Origin of the sequence: Variovorax paradoxus, assembly GCF_009498455.1 — a bacterium.
GTDB lineage: Bacteria > Pseudomonadota > Gammaproteobacteria > Burkholderiales > Burkholderiaceae_C > Variovorax > Variovorax paradoxus_H.
This window is the reverse complement of record NZ_CP045644.1, coordinates 6,720,328-6,738,606: the sequence shown is the minus strand read 5'-3', so window position 1 is coordinate 6,738,606 and position 18,279 is coordinate 6,720,328. Positions and strand designations below refer to the sequence as shown.

Genomic DNA, 18,279 nt, shown 5'->3' with positions numbered 1-18,279 from the left:
GAAGAAAAAAGAACCCACCTCCATGGCTCCGCTGCTTCCCACTCTCCACGACCCTTCGCCGATCCGCCAGTACGACCGGGCCCAGCTCAAGCAGCTGTCCGACGAGGTGCGCGCCTGCGTGCTCGACAACGTCTCGCGCACCGGCGGTCACCTGAGCTCCAACCTCGGCACGGTCGAGCTGACGGTGGCGCTGCACCATGTGTTCAACACGCCGCACGACCGGCTGGTGTGGGACGTGGGCCACCAGACCTACCCGCACAAGATCCTCACGGGCCGGCGCGAGCGCATGCCCACGCTGCGCCAGCTGGGCGGCATCTCGGGCTTTCCGCAGAGGAGCGAGAGCGAGTTCGACACCTTCGGCACCGCCCACTCGTCGACCAGCATCTCGGCCGCGCTCGGCATGGCCATGGCCGCCAAGCAGAAGGGCGAGAAGCGCCATGCCGTGGCCATCATCGGCGACGGCGCGCTCACGGCCGGCATGGCCTTCGAGGCGCTCAACAACGCGGGCGTGTGCGACTGCAAGCTGCTGGTGATCCTGAACGACAACGACATGTCGATCAGCCCGCCGGTGGGCGCGCTCAACCGCTACCTCGCGCAGCTCATGAGCGGCAATTTCTACGCCGCCGCCAAGAACGTCGGCAAGAGCATGTTGCGCAACGCGCCGCCGCTGTTCGAGCTGGCCAAGCGCCTGGAGCAGCATGCCAAGGGCATGGTCGTGCCGGCCACGCTGTTCGAGCAGTTCGGCTTCAACTACGTCGGCCCGATCGACGGCCACGACATCGATTCGCTGGTGCCCACGCTCGAGAACCTCAAGCACCTGGACGGCCCGCAGTTCCTGCATGTGGTCACGAAAAAAGGGCAGGGCTACAAGCTCGCCGAGGCCGACCCGGTGGCCTACCACGGCCCCGGCAAGTTCGATCCGCAGGTCGGCCTGGTCAAGTCGACCACGGCCGCGAAGCAGACCTTCACGCAGGTCTTCGGCCAGTGGCTGTGCGACACGGCGGCGCACGACGGCCGCCTCGTGGGCATCACGCCCGCGATGCGCGAAGGCTCGGGGCTCGTGGAGTTCGAGAAGCGCTTCCCCGACCGCTACTACGACGTCGGCATCGCCGAGCAGCACGCGGTCACGTTCGCGGCCGGCCTGGCCTGCGAGGGCCTGAAGCCGGTGGTCGCGATCTACTCGACCTTTCTGCAGCGCGCCTACGACCAGCTGATCCACGACGTGGCGATCCAGAACCTGCCTGTGGTGTTCGCGCTCGATCGCGCGGGCTTGGTGGGCGCCGACGGTGCCACGCATGCGGGTGCCTACGACATCCCGTTCCTGCGCTGCATTCCCAACATGAGCATCGCCTGCCCGGCCGACGAGCGCGAGTGCCGCCAGCTGCTGACGAGCGCCTACGAGCAGAACCACCCGGTGGCCGTGCGCTATCCGCGCGGTGCGGGCGCCGGCACCACGCCGCACCTCACGCTCGACGCGCTGCCTTTCGGCAAGGGCGAGATTCGCCGCGAAGGCCAGCGCATCGCCATCCTCGCCTTCGGCACCTTGCTGTACCCGGCGCTCACGGCGGCCGAGTCGCTCGACGCCACCGTGGTCAACATGCGCTGGGCCAAGCCGCTCGACGTCGAATTGCTGCTGCAGGTCGCGGGCACGCACGACGCGCTCGTCACGCTCGAAGAAGGCGCCATCATGGGCGGCGCGGGCAGTGCGGTGCTCGAGGCCCTGGTGGCTGCCGGTGTCCAGAAGCCGGTGCTGCAGCTGGGCCTGCCCGACCGCTTCATCGAGCACGGCGATCCGGCCAAGCTGCTCGCATCGATCGGTCTCGATGCGGACGGCATTGCCGCCGCGATCAAGAAACGCTTCGTTTGACAAGAGGGCGCAGGGTAAACCCCCGCCAGTCACCTGTAAGCGCGTTTTTACAATCAAAAGGACTCACAAAAGTCCCTGACGCGGTCACAAGCCGCGTTTTGTTTTTTCCAAAGCACTCGGAGTGAATTCAATGGATCGTCGTTCCCTCATCAAAAACGCGGGCATCGCCGGCGTTTTGGCCGCTGGCATCGCACCTGCCGTCCATGCGCAGGCCGCGGTTCGCTGGCGCCTGGCCTCGAGCTTCCCCCGCTCCCTGGACACCATCTTCGGCAGCGCTGAAACGCTCTCGAAGACGGTCAAGGCCCTGTCCGGCGGCAAGTTCGAAATCTCGGTCCACCCCGCCGGCGAGCTGATGCCCGCGTTCGGCGTGGTCGATGCCCTGCAGGCCGACACGCTCGAAATGGCGCAATCCGCCGCTTACTACTTCACCGGCAAGGACCCGATCTTCGCGTTCAGCTGCGCCGTTCCCTTCGGCCTCACGGCGCGCCAGAACGAATCGTGGAAAGAGTACGGCAACGGCCGCAAGCTGCTCGACGCCTTCTTCGCGCAGTACAACTTCCGCACCGCCAGCGCCGGCAACACCGGCACGCAGATGGGCGGCTGGTACCGCAAGGAAATCAAGACCGTCGAAGACCTCAAGGGCCTGAAGATGCGCATGGGCGGCGGCGTGTTCGGCGAGGCCATGGCCAAGCTGGGCGTGGTGTCGCAGAACATGCCGGCCGGCGACGTGTACCAGTCGCTCGAAAAGGGCACGCTGGACGCGGCCGAATTCGTCGGCCCGCACGACGATGAAAAGCTGGGCTTCAACAAGGTCGCCCCGTTCTACTACTACCCCGGCTGGTGGGAAGGCGGCGCCGACCTCGAGTTCTTCATCAACAACAAGGCCTTCGCCAAGCTGTCGGACGAGAACAAGGCCATCCTCGATGCCGCGACCAAGGTCGCCGCGCGCGACATGACCGCCAAGTACGACGCCTACAACCCCGTCGCCCTGAAGCGCCTCGTGGCTGCCAAGACGCAGCTCAAGGCCTTCCCGAAGGCCGTGATGGACGCCGGCTTCAAGGCCTCGATGGAAGTGTTCGCGCTGCACGAAGGCAAGTCGCCCGAGTTCAAGAAGATCCACCAGGACATGCGCGCCTTCCAGCGCGACCAGATCCTGTGGAACCGCTTCTCGGAGTACCCGTTCAACCAGTACATGAACTCGGTCAAGATCTGACGATCTGCTGAGGCTTCATCCAAAGGCCGGTCTGCGCAAGCAGGCCGGCCTTTTTCGTTGGCGCGCGCGGTTCGCTGCTTTCGCGCGGACATGAAAAAAGCCCCCGGGGTCGGGGGCTTGGTGACTGGAGCGGGGAGGCCGCTCAGGGCTTCTGCGGCGGCGACTTCAATGCGTCCTGCATCGCCTTCATCGGATCGCTCTCGCCGGTCTCGGCCGCTGGCTCGGGCGCCGACGACGGGGCCGCTGCAGGTGCCGCAGGTGCCGCGCCTTCCGCGCCCGGCACTTCGACCTTCGGCTCGGACTCTTCCGCGCCGCCGTACGGGTCGGCCGGCGGTGCGCCTTCCTCGGGCTTCAGGCTGTCGCGCATCTGCGCGCCGATGTCGTCGAGGTTGACCTTCACTTCCTTGTCGAGGCTGCCCGTCACGATCTGCGGGAACGCGATCAGCACGCCCACCATCGTCAGCTGGATCAGCACGAAGGGAATCGCGCCCTTGTAGATCTGCATCGTGGTCACGGGCTCCATGACCTTCTGCGTGACGCGGTCCACGTACTGCTTTTCGGGGGCGACCGAGCGCAGGAAGAACAGCGCGAAGCCGAAGGGCGGGTGCATGAACGACGTTTGCATGTTCACCGCCAGCAGCACGCCGAACCAGATCAGGTCGATGCCCATCTTGTGCGCCACCGGGGCCAAGAGCGGCACCACGATGAACGACAGCTCGAAGTAGTCGAGGAAGAACGCCAGGAAGAAGATCAGCACGTTCACCGCGATCAGGAAGCCCACCGGGCCGCCAGGCAGCGAGGTCAGCAGGTGCTCGACCCAGATGGGGCCGTCGGCGGCCTGGAACACCAAGCTGAACACCGTCGCGCCGATCAGGATGAACATCACGAAGCTGGACAGCCGCGTGGTCGAGCCCAGCGCCTGCTTGAGCAGCGAGAAGCTCATGCGACGGCGCACCCAGGCCATCACCAGCGCGCCCATGGCACCCATGGCGCCGCCTTCGGTCGGCGTGGCCACGCCCAGGAAGATGGTGCCCAGCACCAGGAAGATCAGCAGCAGCGGCGGGATCAGCACGAAGGTGACCCGTTCGGCCAAGCGCGACAGCAGGTTGAGCTTGAGGCCCTTGTTGATCAGCGCAATGACCAGCGCGACGAACACGCCGCCGCACATGGCGACCACGACTTTTTCGTCGGTGGCCACGAAGGTCACGGGCTCGCCCTGGAACCAGGTGTGCACGGTCTCCATGTTGCGCGCCAGGAACACGGCCACCACGGCCGACAGCGCGGTGATGCCCACCAGCGAGGCGTAGCCGCCGCCGCCGTTGGGTTCGCGGAAGGTGCGTGCCTCGGGCGGCAGCGCGGGCACCTGCGCGGGCTTGAAGATGGCGAGGAACACCACGTACAGCACATACATGCCCATCAGCATGAAGCCGGGCAGGAAGGCGCCCTTGTACATGTCGCCGACGCTCTTGCCGAGCTGGTCGGCCATGATGATCAGCACTAGCGAGGGCGGGATGATCTGCGCCAGCGTGCCCGAGGCGGCGATCACGCCGCTGGCCAGGCGCCGGTCGTAGCCGTAGCGCAGCATGATGGGCAGCGAGATCAGGCCCATCGAGATGACCGAAGCCGCCACCACGCCGGTGGTGGCCGCCAGCAGAGCGCCGACGAAGATCACCGCCAGGGCGAGGCCGCCGCGCATCGGGCCGAACACCTGGCCGACCGTGTCGAGCAGGTCTTCCGCCATGCCGCTGCGCTCCAATATGAGCCCCATCAGCGTGAAGAAGGGCACCGCGAGCAGTGTGTCGTTGGCCATGATGCCGATGAGCCGCTGCGGCAGCCAGGCCATGACGGACGACTGGAACACGCCCAGCTCGATGCCCACGAGTCCGAAGAACAGGCCGCAGGCGCCCAGGCTGAACGCGACGGGAAAGCCCAATAGCAGGAAGCAGATCAGCCCCGCGAACATGATCGGGGCGAAGTTGGCAACAATGAATTCCATGGTGTCTTTTCTGCCTTGGCCGTTCAGTGCTGGGGCTTGGCCGCGGCGGCGTCCGCCTCGGCCTGGCGACGCAGCGCCTCGATGAGTTCGTCTTCGGCGGTCTTGTCGGTCAGGCGGCCCATCGGGTCAGGCCCTTCGCCGCGCAGGAATGCGATGCGCTTGATGAGTTCCGACCAGCCCTGCAGCATCAGCAGCACGAAGCCCACCGGCAGTGCCACCCACACGGGCCAGCGGATCAGGCCGCCCGAGTTGCCGGACATCTCGCCCGACTGGTACATCTGGATCACGACCGGCATCGACAGCCACAGCACCGTGATGCATAGCGGCGTCAGGAAGAGGGTGAAGCCGACGATGTCGATCCACACCTGCGTGCGCTTGGACAGGCGGCTGTTCACCACGTCGATGCGCACGTGTTCCCGCTGCAGCAGCGTGAGGCCGGCGGCCACCAGGAACGACCAGGCAAACAGGTACCACTGCACTTCGAGGAAGGCGTTGGAACTGGTGTTGAAGACCTTGCGGACGATCGCGTTGATGGCGCTGATCACCGTGGCGGCCAGGATGAGCCAGATGGCGTATTTGCCGACCTGGGCATTGAGCCAGTCAATGGCCCGGGACAGCTTGAGCAAGCCTTGCATTACATCTCCATTTTTGTATTGGATGCCCCGATACGACGGCACCCGACGCACTGGCTTTGTGTGCCAACGGGTCGGGTGCAAGAGGCGGCACGGATTCTATCGGTGTACGGGGAAAGTTCTTTCGGGGCCTACCCAGGGCCGCAGGGGTGGCCATAATGCGGCATGGCCCAGACTCCGCGCCCTCCACCGGCCCCGGCGGCAGCGGGCCCGCTGTCGATCGATTCCCCCGACATGCGCCGCGCCGGCCGCGACCTGCTCTCGCTGGCCCTCATCGACGCCCGCAACCACACGCTGCACCTGCTGTCCCTGTTCGAAGAGGCGCTGGGCGAAAGCATGCGCGTGCCGCAGCAGCCGGGCGTGCTGCCTCCGGTCTGGCTGGCGGGCCACATCGGCTGGTTCGCCGAATGGTGGATCGGGCGCAACACCCAGCGCGCCTTCGGCATCGACTGCCCCGTGCGCCCCACGCGGCTGGCCGCCATCGACCCCGACGCCGACGACTGGTGGAACCCCGCCCAGGGCGCCGCCGAGCGCAGCGGGTCGCCCGACCTGCCGGGCCTGGGCCAGACCAAGGCCTACCTGCTCGAAACCCTCGAGAGCACGCTCGAACTGCTCGAGAACGCCGCCGAGACCGATGCCGGCCTGTACTTCTACCGGCTCGCGCTGTTCCATGAAGACCTGCGCGGTGAACAGCTCGTGGTGCTGGCGCAGACGCTGGGCCTGCCGCTGAACATCGAGCCGGCACCCATCGCCGTCACGCACGAGCCGCTGCTGCTGCCGGCCACGCGCTGGGAGCTCGGCCTGCCCGAGCACAGCGGCTTCCTGTTCGCGCAGGAAGGCGCGGCGCACCGCGTCGATGTGCCCGAGTTCGAGATCGACGCCCAGCCCGTCACCTGGGACCAGTACATCCAGTTCGTCGACGACGGCGGCTACGACCGCGAGGAGCTGTGGCACGGCGACGGCTGGCGCTGGCTCGCCGCGCAGACCGAAGGCCGACGCGGCCCACGCCACGTGGAGCAGATCGGCGTGGCCCGCAATGGCACGGGCGGCTCGGTGCTGCAGCAGCGCTTCGGCGTCACCGTGCGCGCGGCCGGGCACCACAGCGCCGTGCACCTGAGCTGGTGGGAGGCCGACGCCTGGGCGCGCTGGGCCGGCCGGCGCATCGCGACCGAGGTCGAATGGGAAATCGCGGCCCACACGGCCGCGCGACGCGGCTTCCGCTGGGCCGACGTGCACGAGTGGACGGCAGGCACGCTGCAGCCCTGGCCGGGTTTCCGGGCCGATCCGTGGAGCGCGGGTGGCGAGTTCGACCCGGTGGCCGCCTTCGGCCGGGCGCGCGTGCTGCGCGGCGCCTCGTTCGCGACCCGTGCGCGGCTGCGCTCGCCGCGTCGACGTGGCTTTGCGCTGCCCGACAGCGACGACGGCTTCTTTGGCTTCCGCACCTGCGCGCTGTAGCGCGCCGTCAGGGCCGTTCGCCGCCCGCTTCCGACGACAGCGGCGGCGCCACTTCTTCCAGCGGCTTGCGTTCCGCATCGGCCGCGTAGCGCAGCGCCAGCAGCCCTGCGACGATGACCAGCACGGCGCCGATCAGGTAGCCCACCATCACCGCGCCGCGGCTGCCCGTCTCGATCAGCAGGCCGAACAGCACCGGCGCCGCGAAGCCGCCCGCGCCCATGCCGATGGCGTAGAAGATCGCGATGGCCATGGCGCGCATCTCGAGCGGGAACACCTCGCTCACCGTCAGGTAGGCCGAACTGGCCGCCGCCGACGCCAGGAAGAACACCGCAGACCAGCACAGCGCCTGGCTGCGCGCGTCGAGCCAGCCCTGCATGAAGGCCCAGCCCGTGAGCGCCAGGCCCACGCCGGCCAGCACATAGGTCAGCGCGATCATCTTGCGCCGGCCCACGCTGTCGAACAGCGGACCCAGCAGCAGCGGCCCGAGCACGTTGCCCAGCGCGAACGGAAAGATGTACAGCGCCACGCGGCCTTCGGCCACGCCGTAGAAGCGCGTGAGCACCAGCGCGTAGGTGAAGAAGATCGCGTTGTAGAAAAACGCCTGGGACACCATGAGCGCCACCGCCACCATGCTGCGTGCCGGGTAACGGCGCAGCAGCACGCGCGCCACCTCGCGCATCGGCGGGCTGTTCCGGCGCGCGGCGGTGTACATCACATGGCCTTGCGCGGCGGGCAGCGACCCATGCTGCACTTCGACTTCGCGCTCGATGTCCGCGACGATGCGTTCGGCCTCCTGGGCGCGTCCGTGCGCGATGAGCCAGCGCGGGCTCTCGGGCACATGGCGTCGCACCAGCAGGATGGCCACCGCCAGCACCGCGCCCAGCGCAAAGCCGGCGCGCCAGCCCCACACCGGGCCGATCACGCGCGCGTCGAGCAGCACCAGGCTCAGCGCCGCGCCGAGCGCCGCACCGATCCAGAAGCTGCCGTTGATCGCAAGGTTGACGCGCCCGCGCACGCGCGCCGGAATGAGCTCGTCGATGGCCGAGTTGATCGCCGCGTACTCGCCGCCGATGCCCAGCCCCGTGACGAAGCGGCACAGCGCAAAGAAGGCGAAGTTGGGCGAGAAGGCCGTGGCCAGCGTGCCGAGCGTGTAGACCACCAGCGTGAGCAGGAAGAGCTTCTTGCGCCCCAGCCGGTCGGTGAGCCGGCCGAACACCAGCGCGCCGATCACCGCACCCGCGATGTAGATCGAGCCCGACCAGCCGATCTCTCCCGCCGTGAGCCCGAGCGTGTCGGGCCGCTCCAGCACCGCGCCGATGGAGCCCACCAGCGTGACCTCGAGGCCGTCGAGAATCCAGGCCACGCCCAGCGCGATCACCACGCGCCAATGCCAGCGCGACCACGGCAGGCGGTCCAGGCGGGCAGGGATGTCGCTGCGCAGAACCGTCATGCGCAGCATTCTGGGCGGCTGCCGCGCCCGACGCTGTAGGACCACGCCGGCCATGGTCCGCGATGCATGGGCTGCGGATGCGCTGCCGTGGGGTCTTCGGCGCCGGTCAGCCGAACACGTTGAACAGCGCCAGCAGCCAGCCGACAACGCCTGCCAGGTTGAGCGACTCGGCCTTTTCCGGTCCCACCTCCTTCAGCACAGGCTCGGCGTCGAGCGTGTTCACGCTCAGCAGGTTGTTCAGGAAGTGGCCCACGTCGCCGTCGAAGGCCGGCTGGATGCGACCGCCGTCATCGCGGATGTTCGCGGCGCGCGTGGTCTCGGTGCCCGCGAAGGTCAGCGCTGTCGTCACGTGGCTGCCGATGACGAGGTAGCGCGACCACGGCATGTAGTAGCCGAAGTTGGGCAGCGGGCCGAGGTCGGCACGCACCAGGTCCAGCTCCTTGCGGAAGAGCTTGAGCTTCGCATCGCGCAGCGCCGAGCCTTCGAGGCCCACGACCTCGGCGTTCTGCGCGCCGATGAAGAAGAAGCGCGAGATGACCTGGTCCTGCTGGAAGGTGGACAGCCCGAAGCGGTCGACGGGGTAGCGCTGCGAGAGCACCTTGCTGAAGTTGCCGGTGGTGCCGCCGGTGGCCTTGGTGATGTCGACTTTCTTGCCCGTCGTCTTCTCCCACCGCGCGATGAGCCCGCTGGCCTGCTCGGCGTACTCGGGATGGCCGGGCACGCGCAGGTCGGCGGCCAGCGGCTGCTGGAAGAAGCCCCAGGTGTGGCTGGCCAGCTGCCAGAACTTGGCCGCGGGTGTCTTCTCCAGGTCGGCGGCCGGGATCGTCTCGCCCGTGCCGTAGACCGGCGCCGTCAACAGCGGCCCCGAGTCGTTGAGCAGCGCGACGCGCGTCTTCTCGCCGGCCAGCGCCTGCCGGATCATCGGGTAGTTGAACTGCGCAGAGTAGCCGCCGGCACTGCCGCCATACACCAGCAGCTGCTGCAGGTAGCCGCGCTGCGAGAGGCTCTGCGTGAACTGGTGGTCCTGCAAGAACTTCATGGCCGCGCGCACGTTGTTCAGGCCGTTGAAGTTGAGGTACTTGGTCTTTGTCGCGTCGCCGGGTGCGGCCGGGTCGTCGAACGCGCGGAAGCTCGCGCCGGCGGACACGTCACCCGTGCAGTACGGAAAGACGACCTTCGTCCATTTCTGGGTTTCCGGCGCCGTGGTCGTCTGCCACAGGCGTCCCCACCAGCCGTCGTCCAGCTTGCCCGAGCCGCGTCCGAAGAGCAGGCGCGCAGCGGCCTCGACGAGGAGGGTGTTGCCCTCGAGCACCGGCGAAGTGAGCAGCAGCGCGGTGTTCGACACGATGCCGTCGCCCTGGATGTAGCCCGAGGGCAGGCCGTCGGGGTTGGCTGCACCGGTCGCGGCGTCGGGGCGGCACGACTCGAAGTCCCAGCACGCGCCGCCGCCTTCGAAGTCGACCAGCACCTTGTCGCGCATGCCGGCATCGGAGGAGACCTTGTAGTACATGCGGTAGGGCGTGCCGTTCATGCACGACGCGCCCGAGCTGGCCGGAAAGGTGTACTCGACCCAGGTGTCGAGGTCGGCCGACCAGTTGGGGCCCGCGGCGGGCACGATGGTCTGGCCGGGCTTGGCGCTGGTCGTGAGGCCCGCGTTGTACTTGCGCGTGGCCTCGTCGATGAAGGCCTGCGCATCGGCCCGGCTGCGTTGTGCGGAGAGGGTGGGCGCGCTGCTTTCCTGTTCGGGTGTCGAGGCGCTGCTGGCCGCGGCCACTGACAGCGAGACGGCCAGCGCGGCCGCGATTTTCCAGAGAACTCTCACCTGCTTCATGTTGTGTGGCTCCTGATTTTTTGCGATGAAGGATTCGGATTCAGTAGTGGCGACTTCGGATCTCGAGCTCTCTGCGCGCCATCACCCGTTGTCGTTCATCGGGGTCCTGCACGGAGGCTTGCACCTCGCCGGCCATCTGGTTCCTGGCCTGCGTGTAGCTCTGGTAGCGCGGTTCGGTGGTGGGCGCGGGGCCGACCTTCTGCCGCGCGTGCGCCTGCAATGACTCGGTCAGCTGCTTGGTGAGCGCGTCGCGAATGGTGGGGTCGGGCTCGCCGATCTGGATCAGCGCGCGCGTCGATGCGATGGCCTCCACGGGCAGGATCTCGCCGTTGGCCACGTGCCGGGGCAGCTGCTCCAAGATCGCGTACGACTCGTCGCGCCGCTCCTCGTCGCCGAGGTTCGGCAGCATCTGCGCCAGCGTGTTGATGCGGTCCCGGAAGCGTGCAAGCGCGACGATGCGGTCCACCTCCTGCGCCACGTCCTTGCCGGTGCCGGCCAGGTCGCGCCGCAGCTGCACGAGGTCCAGGCCGCGCTCGCGCGCACCGGCCGAGGTCTGGTATGGCGACGCACCCGGCGCAAAGGGCGTGTAGACCGGCGCGCGCCGGGCGAGCACGACGCCTTCCCGCGGCGCGGCCTGTGCGTGGGCGGAGGCCGCAGCGGCAGCGGCCGTGTCGCGCGTGGCGGCATGGCTGTCCGGGTCGGCGAAGAAGAACCAGGCGCCGAGCGCCGTCAGCAGGGTGGCGGCGCCGAGGCCGAGCCTGGCGGATGTCGATAAGCGGGAGCGCACCGGGAACCTCTCTTGTCTCTTGTCTTGTTCGTTTCCGTCACCCGGGAAGCGTAGACAGGGACTGCGGCGCCCACTTTCATGCAGCCGCTAAGGTTCTAGGTACAAACGAGAAATGCGCAGCGATGCAACCGTGTTGCACTGCGCTCACTGCCCCCAGACGCGCTCCGCCTGTTCGTCCGCCGTCACGCACACCCGGCGCGACAGGAACGAGGGCGGCAGGCCGAACGAACACTGGAAGGTGCGGCTCATGTGGGCCGCGCTGGCGAAGCCGCCGTCCAGCGCGATCCCGGCCAGCGGCCGGCCGCTGGCGAACTGCTGCACCGAGCGGCGCACCTTGGCCCACAACAGGTAGTTCTTGATCGACACGCCCGCCTGCTCGCGGAACAGGTGGGTCAGGCGGTCGGGCGACAGGCAGGCCACCTCGGACAGCTCCTGCAGCGGCAACGGGCCGGCATGCGAACGGGCGACGCGCATCACGTTGTCGATGCGCGGATCGAGCCCGCCCGCAGGCTCGGGCCGGCCGGTGACGGCTTCCACCATCCGTGCGCTGAGCGATTGCAGGTGGTGCTCGGCCAGCGCCCCGCACTGTGCCGCCTCGAAGCTGTCGCGCAGCCGGCCGAAGCACTGCGCATCGATCGGCAGGATGCCCCGCGCGCCCATCCACCGCGAGAGCGTGCGGTAGGCGATCGAGCCCGGATCGAGGTTGAGCGACAGCAGCCCGCAGCCGTCGACATACAGCCGCCGCTGCGTGCCCGGCGCCACCAGCGCGGCCGTGCACAGCGCGCGCGTGCCGTCGGCGGCCTCCAGCCGGAACGGATGGCCGCTGACCGAGGCCAGCAGCGTCACCGACGAGCGGGCCGTCAGGTCAGACTCGATGGCCGGCGTGACGTAGAGAAAACTGCGGTCCCAGAGATGCAGGAAGTTCTGTGCGGTCATGGGCGTCCTTCGGAGGGGCCCCGCGCCCTCCGGCCGGCATCATGCCGCGACGGCCGCCGTCACCTGCCGGATGCCCATGGCCTTCAGCGTGTCGGCAATGGCCGCCACCGCACCCGGAATGCCTGCGTCGCCGAAGTGCCCCATGCAGCCCACGCGGAAGGTCTCGACCTGCGTGAGCTTGCCGGGGTAGAGGATGTAGCCGCGCTTCTTCACTTCTTGATAGAAGGTCTTGAAGTCGTAGTTGGCGTCGTCGGGCGCGTGGAAGGTGACGATGATCGGCGCCTGGATGGCCGGGTCGAGGAAGCTGCGGAAACCCAGCGTCGCGAGCCCGTCGATGAGCGCCTTGCAGTTGCGCGTGTAGCGTCCACCGCGCGCGGGCAGGCCGCCTTCCTCGATGTACTGCGCGATGGCGGTGTCGAGCGCGGCGACCACGTGCGTGGGCGGCGTGAAGCGCCATTGCGTGGTCTTCTCCATGTAGACCCACTGGTCGTACAGGTCCATGCTCAGCGAGTGGCAGTTGCCTTCGCATTGCTCGAGCGTGCTGCGCTTGATGATGACGAAGCCCATGCCCGGCACGCCTTCGAGGCACTTGCCTGAAGCTGCGACCACGGCGTCGAACGGCGTCTTGCGTGCGTCGATGTCCAGCGCGCCGAAGGAACTCATCGCATCGATGATCAGGCCGCGCCCATGCTTGGCAACGACCAGCGCGATCTCGTGCAAAGGGTTGAGCACGCCGGCGCCGGTTTCGCAGTGCACGACTGCGACGTGGGTGATGCTGGGGTCGGCCGCGAGTGCGCGGTCGACGTCGGCGGGCAAGACCTGCTTCTCTTCGGTGTAGTCGATGGTCGTGAGCTTGCGGCCCAGCACCTTGCAGATCTTGGCGAGGCGCTGGCAGTAGGCGCCGTTGCTCGGCACCAGCACATGGCCGTTGCGCGGCACGAGGGTGCCGATGGCCGCTTCGACCGAGAAGGTGCCGCTGCCTTGCAGGGGCACGCATTCATGTGTGCCCGTGCCGTGCACGATGTTCAGCACTTCCTTGCGGATGCGCGCCGTGATCTGGTTGAAGTCGGCGTCCCATGAACCCCAGTCGCGCAGCATCGCTTGGCGGGTGCGGTCCGAGGTGGTCAGGGGGCCGGGCGTGAGCAGGATGGGGTGGGCGGCTTGACTCATGGTGTCTCCAGGCAGGGAAAGGGGATGAGGGGCGAAAGGTGAAAGGAATCGTTCAGCCGCGGCTGAGGTTGCGCCAGGCCTGCGTGCGTGCGAGCAGCACGCGCGTGAGCAGGGCGTAGGCGATGCACACCAGCGTCGAGGTGACGACGATCAGGCTGGCCAGTGCGGCGGCCGGGCCGATGTCGCCGGCGTCGTCCAGGTGCATGATCGCGACCGACGCGAGGATGGTCTCCGGCGTGTACAGGAAGATGGCGCACGACAGGCTGGCCATCGACACCACGAAGAAGTAGCGCCCGATGTCGAGAATGGCCGGCAGGCACACCGGCACCGTCACGCGCAGGAAGGTCTTGAAGAATGGCACCTTGAGCGAGGCCGACACGGCCTCGAACTCGTTGTCGATCTGCTTGAGCGCCGTCACCGCCGTGAGGTGGCTTGAGGTGTAGTAGTGCACGACCATCGAGATGATCAGGATCGCCATCGTCTGGTACAAGAAGTTCAGCGGGTTGGACGGATGGTTGAAGAACATCACGTAGCCCAGGCCCAGCACCAGGCCCGGCACCGCCATCGACAGCACCGCCATCAGGTGCATGCCCTTGCGCATGAGGCCCAGGTTGCGCGTCTTCTCGATCAGGTAGGCGCCCACGAACACGATGAGCGAGCCGGCCACCGCCGTCACCATCGCCACCATCAGGCTGTTGCCGTAGGCAGCGGCCATGTCGCTCTCGATGAGCACGAAGTGGTAGTGCTTGAGCGTGAACGACAGGTCGTACGGCCACAGCGAGATCGCCGAGGTGTACACCGCCATGCCGATGGTCGCCAGCAGCAGGCCGCAGACCACGGTGCAGAACAGCGTGAGCACGGCATCGGCCACCTTGCGGGGCTTGGGGGTGTAAGGCACCGAGCGCGCCGTGAGCTGCGCCTTCAGCTTGCGCCGCACCACGTAGTCGATCACGAACGAGATGATCGACGGCAGCAACAGCAGCATGCCCACCACCGCGCCGATCGAGAAGTTGTGCTGCCCGACCACCTGCTTGAACACGTCGACCGACAGCACGTTGAAGTTGCCGCCGATGACCTTGGGCGCGCCGAAGTCGCTCACCACGTAGGTGAAGACCACGGTGGCCGCGCTGATCAGGCCGTACTTGCACGAGGGCAGGGTGATCGTCATGAACTGGCGCAAGGGCCGCGTGCGCAGCGCGGTGGCCGCCTCGTACAGCCGGCCGTCGGCCAGCGACAGCGCGGTGACGAGGATCATCAGCGCGTGCGGAAAGGTGTTGTAGACCTCGGCCAGGATGATGCCGGGCGCACCGTAGATCGAGGCGCCGCCCAGCAGGAACTTGAGCGCGCCCTGGTTGCCGAACCACTGCACGAACGAAATGGCCGACAGCAGCGAAGGCGCCAGCAGCGGAATGAGCGCGATGAGGCGGAACACCGCCTTCAGCGGCGCCGGCATGCGGCTGCGCGTGAGCGCGTAGGCGAACACGAAGGCCGTGGGCACCGAGATCATCACCACCGCGGCCGACACCCACACCGAGTTCCACGCCGCGCGCAGCAGGCTCGGTGTCTGGAAGTAGGTGATGAAGTGGGCCAGGCCGACGAAGTTGCCGTTCTTGTCCTGCACCGCGTGCGCCAGGATGGTGAGCAGCGGCGCAACGAGGAACACGAACAGCATCGCCATCACCACGAACAGGATGGCGCGCGCGATGGTCTCGTCGCGGCTCCAGCGCAGGGCAGGGCGTGCGGCCAACGCAGGGCGGGGATGTGCCAGCGTGTTCATGGCTTGGCCGGGCGCGCGGCAAAGGCGCGGATGCGGTTGGCGCGCAGCGCGATGTCGATCGTGTTGCCTTCGCGGATGTCCAGGTCGTGCAGCTGGTTCAGCGAGAAGTGCAGGCCCAGCACCTGGCCGTGCAGCGCATCGGCCGTCACTTCGGCGATACACAGGCCGCCCAGGAACTCGACCTTCGTGACCTTGGCCTGCAGGCGGTTGGGCGTGTCGTCTTGCAGGTGCTCCACCGCGCGGTCTTCGGGGCGCAGGTACAGGTTGACGTCGTCGCCGGGCTCGAAGGCGCCGTCGCAGGCGTCGCACTGCAGCTCCATGTCGCCGACCTGGAAGCGCTGGTTGCCCAGCGCCACCGCGCGCAGCACGTTGACCTTGCCCACGAAGTCGGCCACGAAGGGCGTGGCCGGCTGCTCGTAGATTTCCATCGGCGTGCCGACCTGCTCGATCACGCCGTGGTTCATCACCACGATGCGGTCGGCCATCGAGAGCGCTTCTTCCTGGTCGTGCGTGACCATGATGGTCGTGATGCCGACCTGCTTCTGCAGCCGGCGGATCTCGCCGCGCAGGCGGATGCGCTCCAGCGCGTCGAGCGCCGACAGCGGTTCGTCGAGCAGCAGCAGGCCGGGCCGCGTGGCCAGCGCGCGGGCCAGGGCCACGCGCTGTTGCTGGCCGCCCGAGAGCTGGCTCGGGTACTTGGCGCCCGAGGTCGGCAGGCCGACCAGCTTCAGCAGCTCGTCGACGCGCGCCTTGATCTCGCCCCGCTTCGCGCGGCTGTTGACGAGGCCGTAGCCCACGTTGTCCGCGATCGACAGGTTGGGAAAGAGCGCGTACGACTGGAACACGATGCCGTAGTCGCGCTTGTCGGGCGAGAGCCACGAGACGTCCTTGCCGTTCTGCAGGATCTGCCCGGCGGTCTGCGTCTCCAGGCCCGCGATGATGCGCAGCAGCGTGGTCTTGCCGCAGCCCGAGGGGCCGAGAAAGCACAGCATCTCGCCGGGGTTCACGCGCAGGTGCACGTCACGCAGCGCGCTGAAGGTTTCGAAGTCCTTGCGAACGCCGACGATCTCGAGGGCCGCGGGCGGGGCGGTGGTGGGGGTCAACTGGCTGGCAATGAAGCGGGTGTCGGTCATGTCCATTTTTCGCACTCGTCGTTGGAGGGCGTCACCCGTTGCGGCGGCACCCTTGAATTGAAAACCGGGGGATGCCGTCGGGCTTACTTGGGTTCGGCCTTGCCTTCGTAGCGCTTGCTCCATTCAGCCAGGATGCGTTCGCGGTTCTTGGCGGCCCAGTTCAGGTCGTTCTTGGCCAGCAGCTTCTCGTAGTTCTCAGGAATGCCTTCGAGCTTCGAGACCACGCCCGGGTAGGCGACCACGGCCCACCAGCGTGCGCTGATCTGGTTGGCTTCCTTGCTCGCCATCCAGTCGGCAAAGCGCTTGCCTTGCGCCAGCTTCGTGCTGGTCTTCATGAGGCTCGTGGCCTCGATGTCCCAGCCCAGGCCTTCCTTCGGGAAGATCAGGTCGACCGGTGCGCCCGACTTCTTCACCTGGTGCGCACGGAACTCGAACGAGATGCCGATGGGGAACTCGCCCGCGCCCGCCTGCTTGCAGGGCTTGGAGCCCGAGTGCACGTACTGCGCAATGTTCTGGTGCAGCGCGTCCATGTACTTCCAGCCTTCGGCGTCGCCCAGGTTCTGCAGCCAGTACGACACATCGAGGTAGCCGGTGCCGCTGGAGGCGGGATGCGGCATCGAGATCGTGCCCTTGTAGATGGGCTTGGTCAGGTCCTTCCAGCTCTCGGGCTTGGGCAGGCCGAGCTTCTTGGCCTCGACATGGTTGAAGCAGATGGTGGCGGCCCAGACGTCCATGCCGACCCAGGCGGGCGGGCGGGCGGCGTCGGAGTACGCAGGGTTCAACTCCTTGAAGCCCTTGGGCTCATAAGGAAGCAGCATGCCTTCCTGCTGCAGCAGCGCCAGGCTGCTGGCGGCCAGGCCGGCCACCACGTCGGCCTGCGGGTTGGCTTTTTCGGCCAGCAGCTTGGCGGTGACGATGCCGGTGGAGTCGCGCACCCACTTCACCTCGATGTCAGGGTTGGCCTTCTCGAAGGCGTCCTTGTAGAGCTTCATGGCGTCGGTTTCGAGCGCCGTGTAGACCAGGAGCGGCGTCTTTTGCGCCCACGCACTGCCGGACACGAGGCCGAGGGCTGCAACACACAGGGCGGCCGTGAGACGGCGCGTGCTTTGTTTCATCGTCATCTGTTTCTCCTGAAAGGCTGGCTGTCACTGAAGAGGGTGAGTGAGGGGCTGGCGCCGGCGCGAAGGTGTCCAACGCCGTCCGGTGTTTGCAATGTAGGTTGCTGATTGCCGACTGTCAATAAAAAATTGTTGACAGTTGACGATCCTTCGGGAAAATACGCCCCATGGTCACCAGCAATCACTCCGCCGCCCTCGCGTTCCTCCAGTCCAGCTCGCTGCCGATGCTGATGCAGGAAGAAATCGAGCGTTTGATCATGACGGGCGAGCTCCCCGTGGGCAGCCGCATCAACGAGAGCGAGCTCTCGCTGCGCTTCAACACCAGCCGCGGCCCGATCCGCGAGGCGCTGCGCGCGCTGGAAGAGGCGGGCCTGGTGCGCAACGAGAAGAACCGCGGTGTCTTCGTGCGAGAGATCGCATTCGAGGAAGCCGACGAGATCTACGAACTGCGCGAGGCGCTCGAAGAAATCATCGGCCGGCGCGTGGCGCTGGCCATCCAGCCCGACGCGGTGGAGCGCCTGCGCGCCATGGTCGACGCCATGCGCTCGGCGGCCCAGGCGCAGGACGTGGAGCAGTACGCGCAGCTCAACCTGCAGTTCCACGAGATCCTGCTCGACACGGCCGGCAGCAAGAAGCTCACCGAGACCTACAAGCGGCTCGTCAAGGAGCTGCACCTTTTCAGAATGCGTGCGCTCGACAGCGGCGGCGGCCTGCGGGTCTCGGCCGACGAGCACAGCCACATCGTCGACGCCATTGCCAGCGGCAACGCCGACACGGCCGGGCGCGCACTGCGCGACCACGTGGCCGGCAGCCGCGCGCGCATGCACAAGGCCTTCGGTCGCATCGACGGCGATGCGGCCATCGCCAGCAACACCCCCGTTACCCCGAACCACCCACCCCAAAAGGAAGTCTGA

14 protein-coding genes are annotated in these 18,279 nt (G+C 67.5%); 4 read left to right on the top strand and 10 right to left on the bottom strand.

What is annotated here, in order from left to right; genetic code table 11:
* Nucleotides 1–22: 22 nt before the first annotated feature.
* Nucleotides 23–1,867 (top strand): 1-deoxy-D-xylulose-5-phosphate synthase, encoded by a 1,845-nt coding sequence (gene dxs, locus GFK26_RS31255; protein ID WP_153285380.1) that lies wholly within the window; start codon nucleotides 23–25, stop codon nucleotides 1,865–1,867.
* Between the two features lie 130 nt (nucleotides 1,868–1,997).
* Entirely contained in the window at nucleotides 1,998–3,080 is a 1,083-nt protein-coding gene (locus GFK26_RS31250) for a TRAP transporter substrate-binding protein (protein WP_153285379.1), read from the top strand.
* Nucleotides 3,081–3,222: 142 nt separating this feature from the next.
* Here GFK26_RS31250 and GFK26_RS31245 read toward each other — a convergent pair whose 3' ends face one another.
* Together GFK26_RS31245 and GFK26_RS31240 are read right to left on the bottom strand one after the other, a co-directional pair.
* Nucleotides 3,223–5,076 (bottom strand): TRAP transporter large permease, encoded by a 1,854-nt coding sequence (locus GFK26_RS31245; protein ID WP_153285378.1) that lies wholly within the window; start codon nucleotides 5,074–5,076, stop codon nucleotides 3,223–3,225.
* 23 nt (nucleotides 5,077–5,099) lie between these two features.
* Nucleotides 5,100–5,711, bottom strand: a complete 612-nt coding sequence (locus GFK26_RS31240) for a TRAP transporter small permease subunit (RefSeq protein ID WP_153285377.1) — start codon at nucleotides 5,709–5,711, stop codon at nucleotides 5,100–5,102.
* Between the two features lie 162 nt (nucleotides 5,712–5,873).
* Here GFK26_RS31240 and GFK26_RS31235 point away from each other — a divergent pair, with 162 nt between their 5' ends.
* A complete protein-coding gene (locus tag GFK26_RS31235; RefSeq protein WP_153285376.1) occupies nucleotides 5,874–7,163 on the top strand; it encodes an SUMF1/EgtB/PvdO family nonheme iron enzyme in 1,290 nt (429 codons plus the stop codon).
* Between the two features lie 7 nt (nucleotides 7,164–7,170).
* On the opposite strand, the gene GFK26_RS31230 is transcribed toward GFK26_RS31235, so the two are convergent.
* The 8 genes from GFK26_RS31230 to GFK26_RS31195 form a co-directional block, all read right to left on the bottom strand.
* The gene (locus GFK26_RS31230; protein WP_153285375.1) at nucleotides 7,171–8,613 is read right to left on the bottom strand and encodes an MFS transporter; all 1,443 of its coding nucleotides are present in this window, start codon (nucleotides 8,611–8,613) and stop codon (nucleotides 7,171–7,173) included.
* Nucleotides 8,614–8,719: 106 nt separating this feature from the next.
* The gene (locus tag GFK26_RS31225; protein ID WP_153285374.1) at nucleotides 8,720–10,444 is read right to left on the bottom strand and encodes a pectin acetylesterase-family hydrolase; all 1,725 of its coding nucleotides are present in this window, start codon (nucleotides 10,442–10,444) and stop codon (nucleotides 8,720–8,722) included.
* Between the two features lie 40 nt (nucleotides 10,445–10,484).
* The gene (locus GFK26_RS31220) at nucleotides 10,485–11,231 is read right to left on the bottom strand and encodes a hypothetical protein (RefSeq protein ID WP_153285373.1); all 747 of its coding nucleotides are present in this window, start codon (nucleotides 11,229–11,231) and stop codon (nucleotides 10,485–10,487) included.
* A gap of 144 nt (nucleotides 11,232–11,375) precedes the next feature.
* The gene (locus tag GFK26_RS31215; RefSeq protein ID WP_153285372.1) at nucleotides 11,376–12,167 is read right to left on the bottom strand and encodes a helix-turn-helix domain-containing protein; all 792 of its coding nucleotides are present in this window, start codon (nucleotides 12,165–12,167) and stop codon (nucleotides 11,376–11,378) included.
* A gap of 39 nt (nucleotides 12,168–12,206) precedes the next feature.
* Nucleotides 12,207–13,337, bottom strand: coding sequence for a 2-aminoethylphosphonate--pyruvate transaminase (locus tag GFK26_RS31210; RefSeq protein ID WP_153285371.1), 1,131 nt, complete (start codon nucleotides 13,335–13,337; stop codon nucleotides 12,207–12,209).
* Between the two features lie 52 nt (nucleotides 13,338–13,389).
* Entirely contained in the window at nucleotides 13,390–15,114 is a 1,725-nt protein-coding gene (locus GFK26_RS31205) for a putative 2-aminoethylphosphonate ABC transporter permease subunit (RefSeq protein WP_153285370.1), read from the bottom strand.
* Nucleotides 15,111–16,253 carry a putative 2-aminoethylphosphonate ABC transporter ATP-binding protein gene (locus GFK26_RS31200; protein WP_153285369.1) on the bottom strand — a complete coding sequence of 381 codons (1,143 nt, stop codon included), beginning with the start codon at nucleotides 16,251–16,253 and terminating at the stop codon, nucleotides 15,111–15,113. Before GFK26_RS31200 ends, GFK26_RS31205 begins: the two co-directional genes overlap by 4 nt.
* Before the next feature lie 77 nt (nucleotides 16,254–16,330).
* Entirely contained in the window at nucleotides 16,331–17,368 is a 1,038-nt protein-coding gene (locus GFK26_RS31195; protein WP_153285368.1) for a putative 2-aminoethylphosphonate ABC transporter substrate-binding protein, read from the bottom strand.
* 164 nt (nucleotides 17,369–17,532) lie between these two features.
* Here GFK26_RS31195 and GFK26_RS31190 point away from each other — a divergent pair, with 164 nt between their 5' ends.
* Nucleotides 17,533–18,279 carry a phosphonate utilization associated transcriptional regulator gene (locus tag GFK26_RS31190; protein ID WP_153285367.1) on the top strand — a complete coding sequence of 249 codons (747 nt, stop codon included), beginning with the start codon at nucleotides 17,533–17,535 and terminating at the stop codon, nucleotides 18,277–18,279.

Coding starts and splice junctions, on each gene's coding strand:
- GFK26_RS31225 (WP_153285374.1), bottom strand. CDS start 10,444: ATGAAGCAGGTGAGAGTTCTCTGGAAAATCGCGGCCGCGCTGGCCGTC.
- GFK26_RS31235 (WP_153285376.1), top strand. CDS start 5,874: ATGGCCCAGACTCCGCGCCCTCCACCGGCCCCGGCGGCAGCGGGCCCG.
- dxs (WP_153285380.1), top strand. CDS start 23: ATGGCTCCGCTGCTTCCCACTCTCCACGACCCTTCGCCGATCCGCCAG.
- GFK26_RS31245 (WP_153285378.1), bottom strand. CDS start 5,076: ATGGAATTCATTGTTGCCAACTTCGCCCCGATCATGTTCGCGGGGCTG.
- GFK26_RS31190 (WP_153285367.1), top strand. CDS start 17,533: ATGGTCACCAGCAATCACTCCGCCGCCCTCGCGTTCCTCCAGTCCAGC.
- GFK26_RS31200 (WP_153285369.1), bottom strand. CDS start 16,253: ATGGACATGACCGACACCCGCTTCATTGCCAGCCAGTTGACCCCCACC.
- GFK26_RS31210 (WP_153285371.1), bottom strand. CDS start 13,337: ATGAGTCAAGCCGCCCACCCCATCCTGCTCACGCCCGGCCCCCTGACC.
- GFK26_RS31205 (WP_153285370.1), bottom strand. CDS start 15,114: ATGAACACGCTGGCACATCCCCGCCCTGCGTTGGCCGCACGCCCTGCC.
- GFK26_RS31195 (WP_153285368.1), bottom strand. CDS start 17,368: ATGACGATGAAACAAAGCACGCGCCGTCTCACGGCCGCCCTGTGTGTT.
- GFK26_RS31240 (WP_153285377.1), bottom strand. CDS start 5,711: ATGCAAGGCTTGCTCAAGCTGTCCCGGGCCATTGACTGGCTCAATGCC.
- GFK26_RS31250 (WP_153285379.1), top strand. CDS start 1,998: ATGGATCGTCGTTCCCTCATCAAAAACGCGGGCATCGCCGGCGTTTTG.
- GFK26_RS31215 (WP_153285372.1), bottom strand. CDS start 12,167: ATGACCGCACAGAACTTCCTGCATCTCTGGGACCGCAGTTTTCTCTAC.
- GFK26_RS31230 (WP_153285375.1), bottom strand. CDS start 8,613: ATGACGGTTCTGCGCAGCGACATCCCTGCCCGCCTGGACCGCCTGCCG.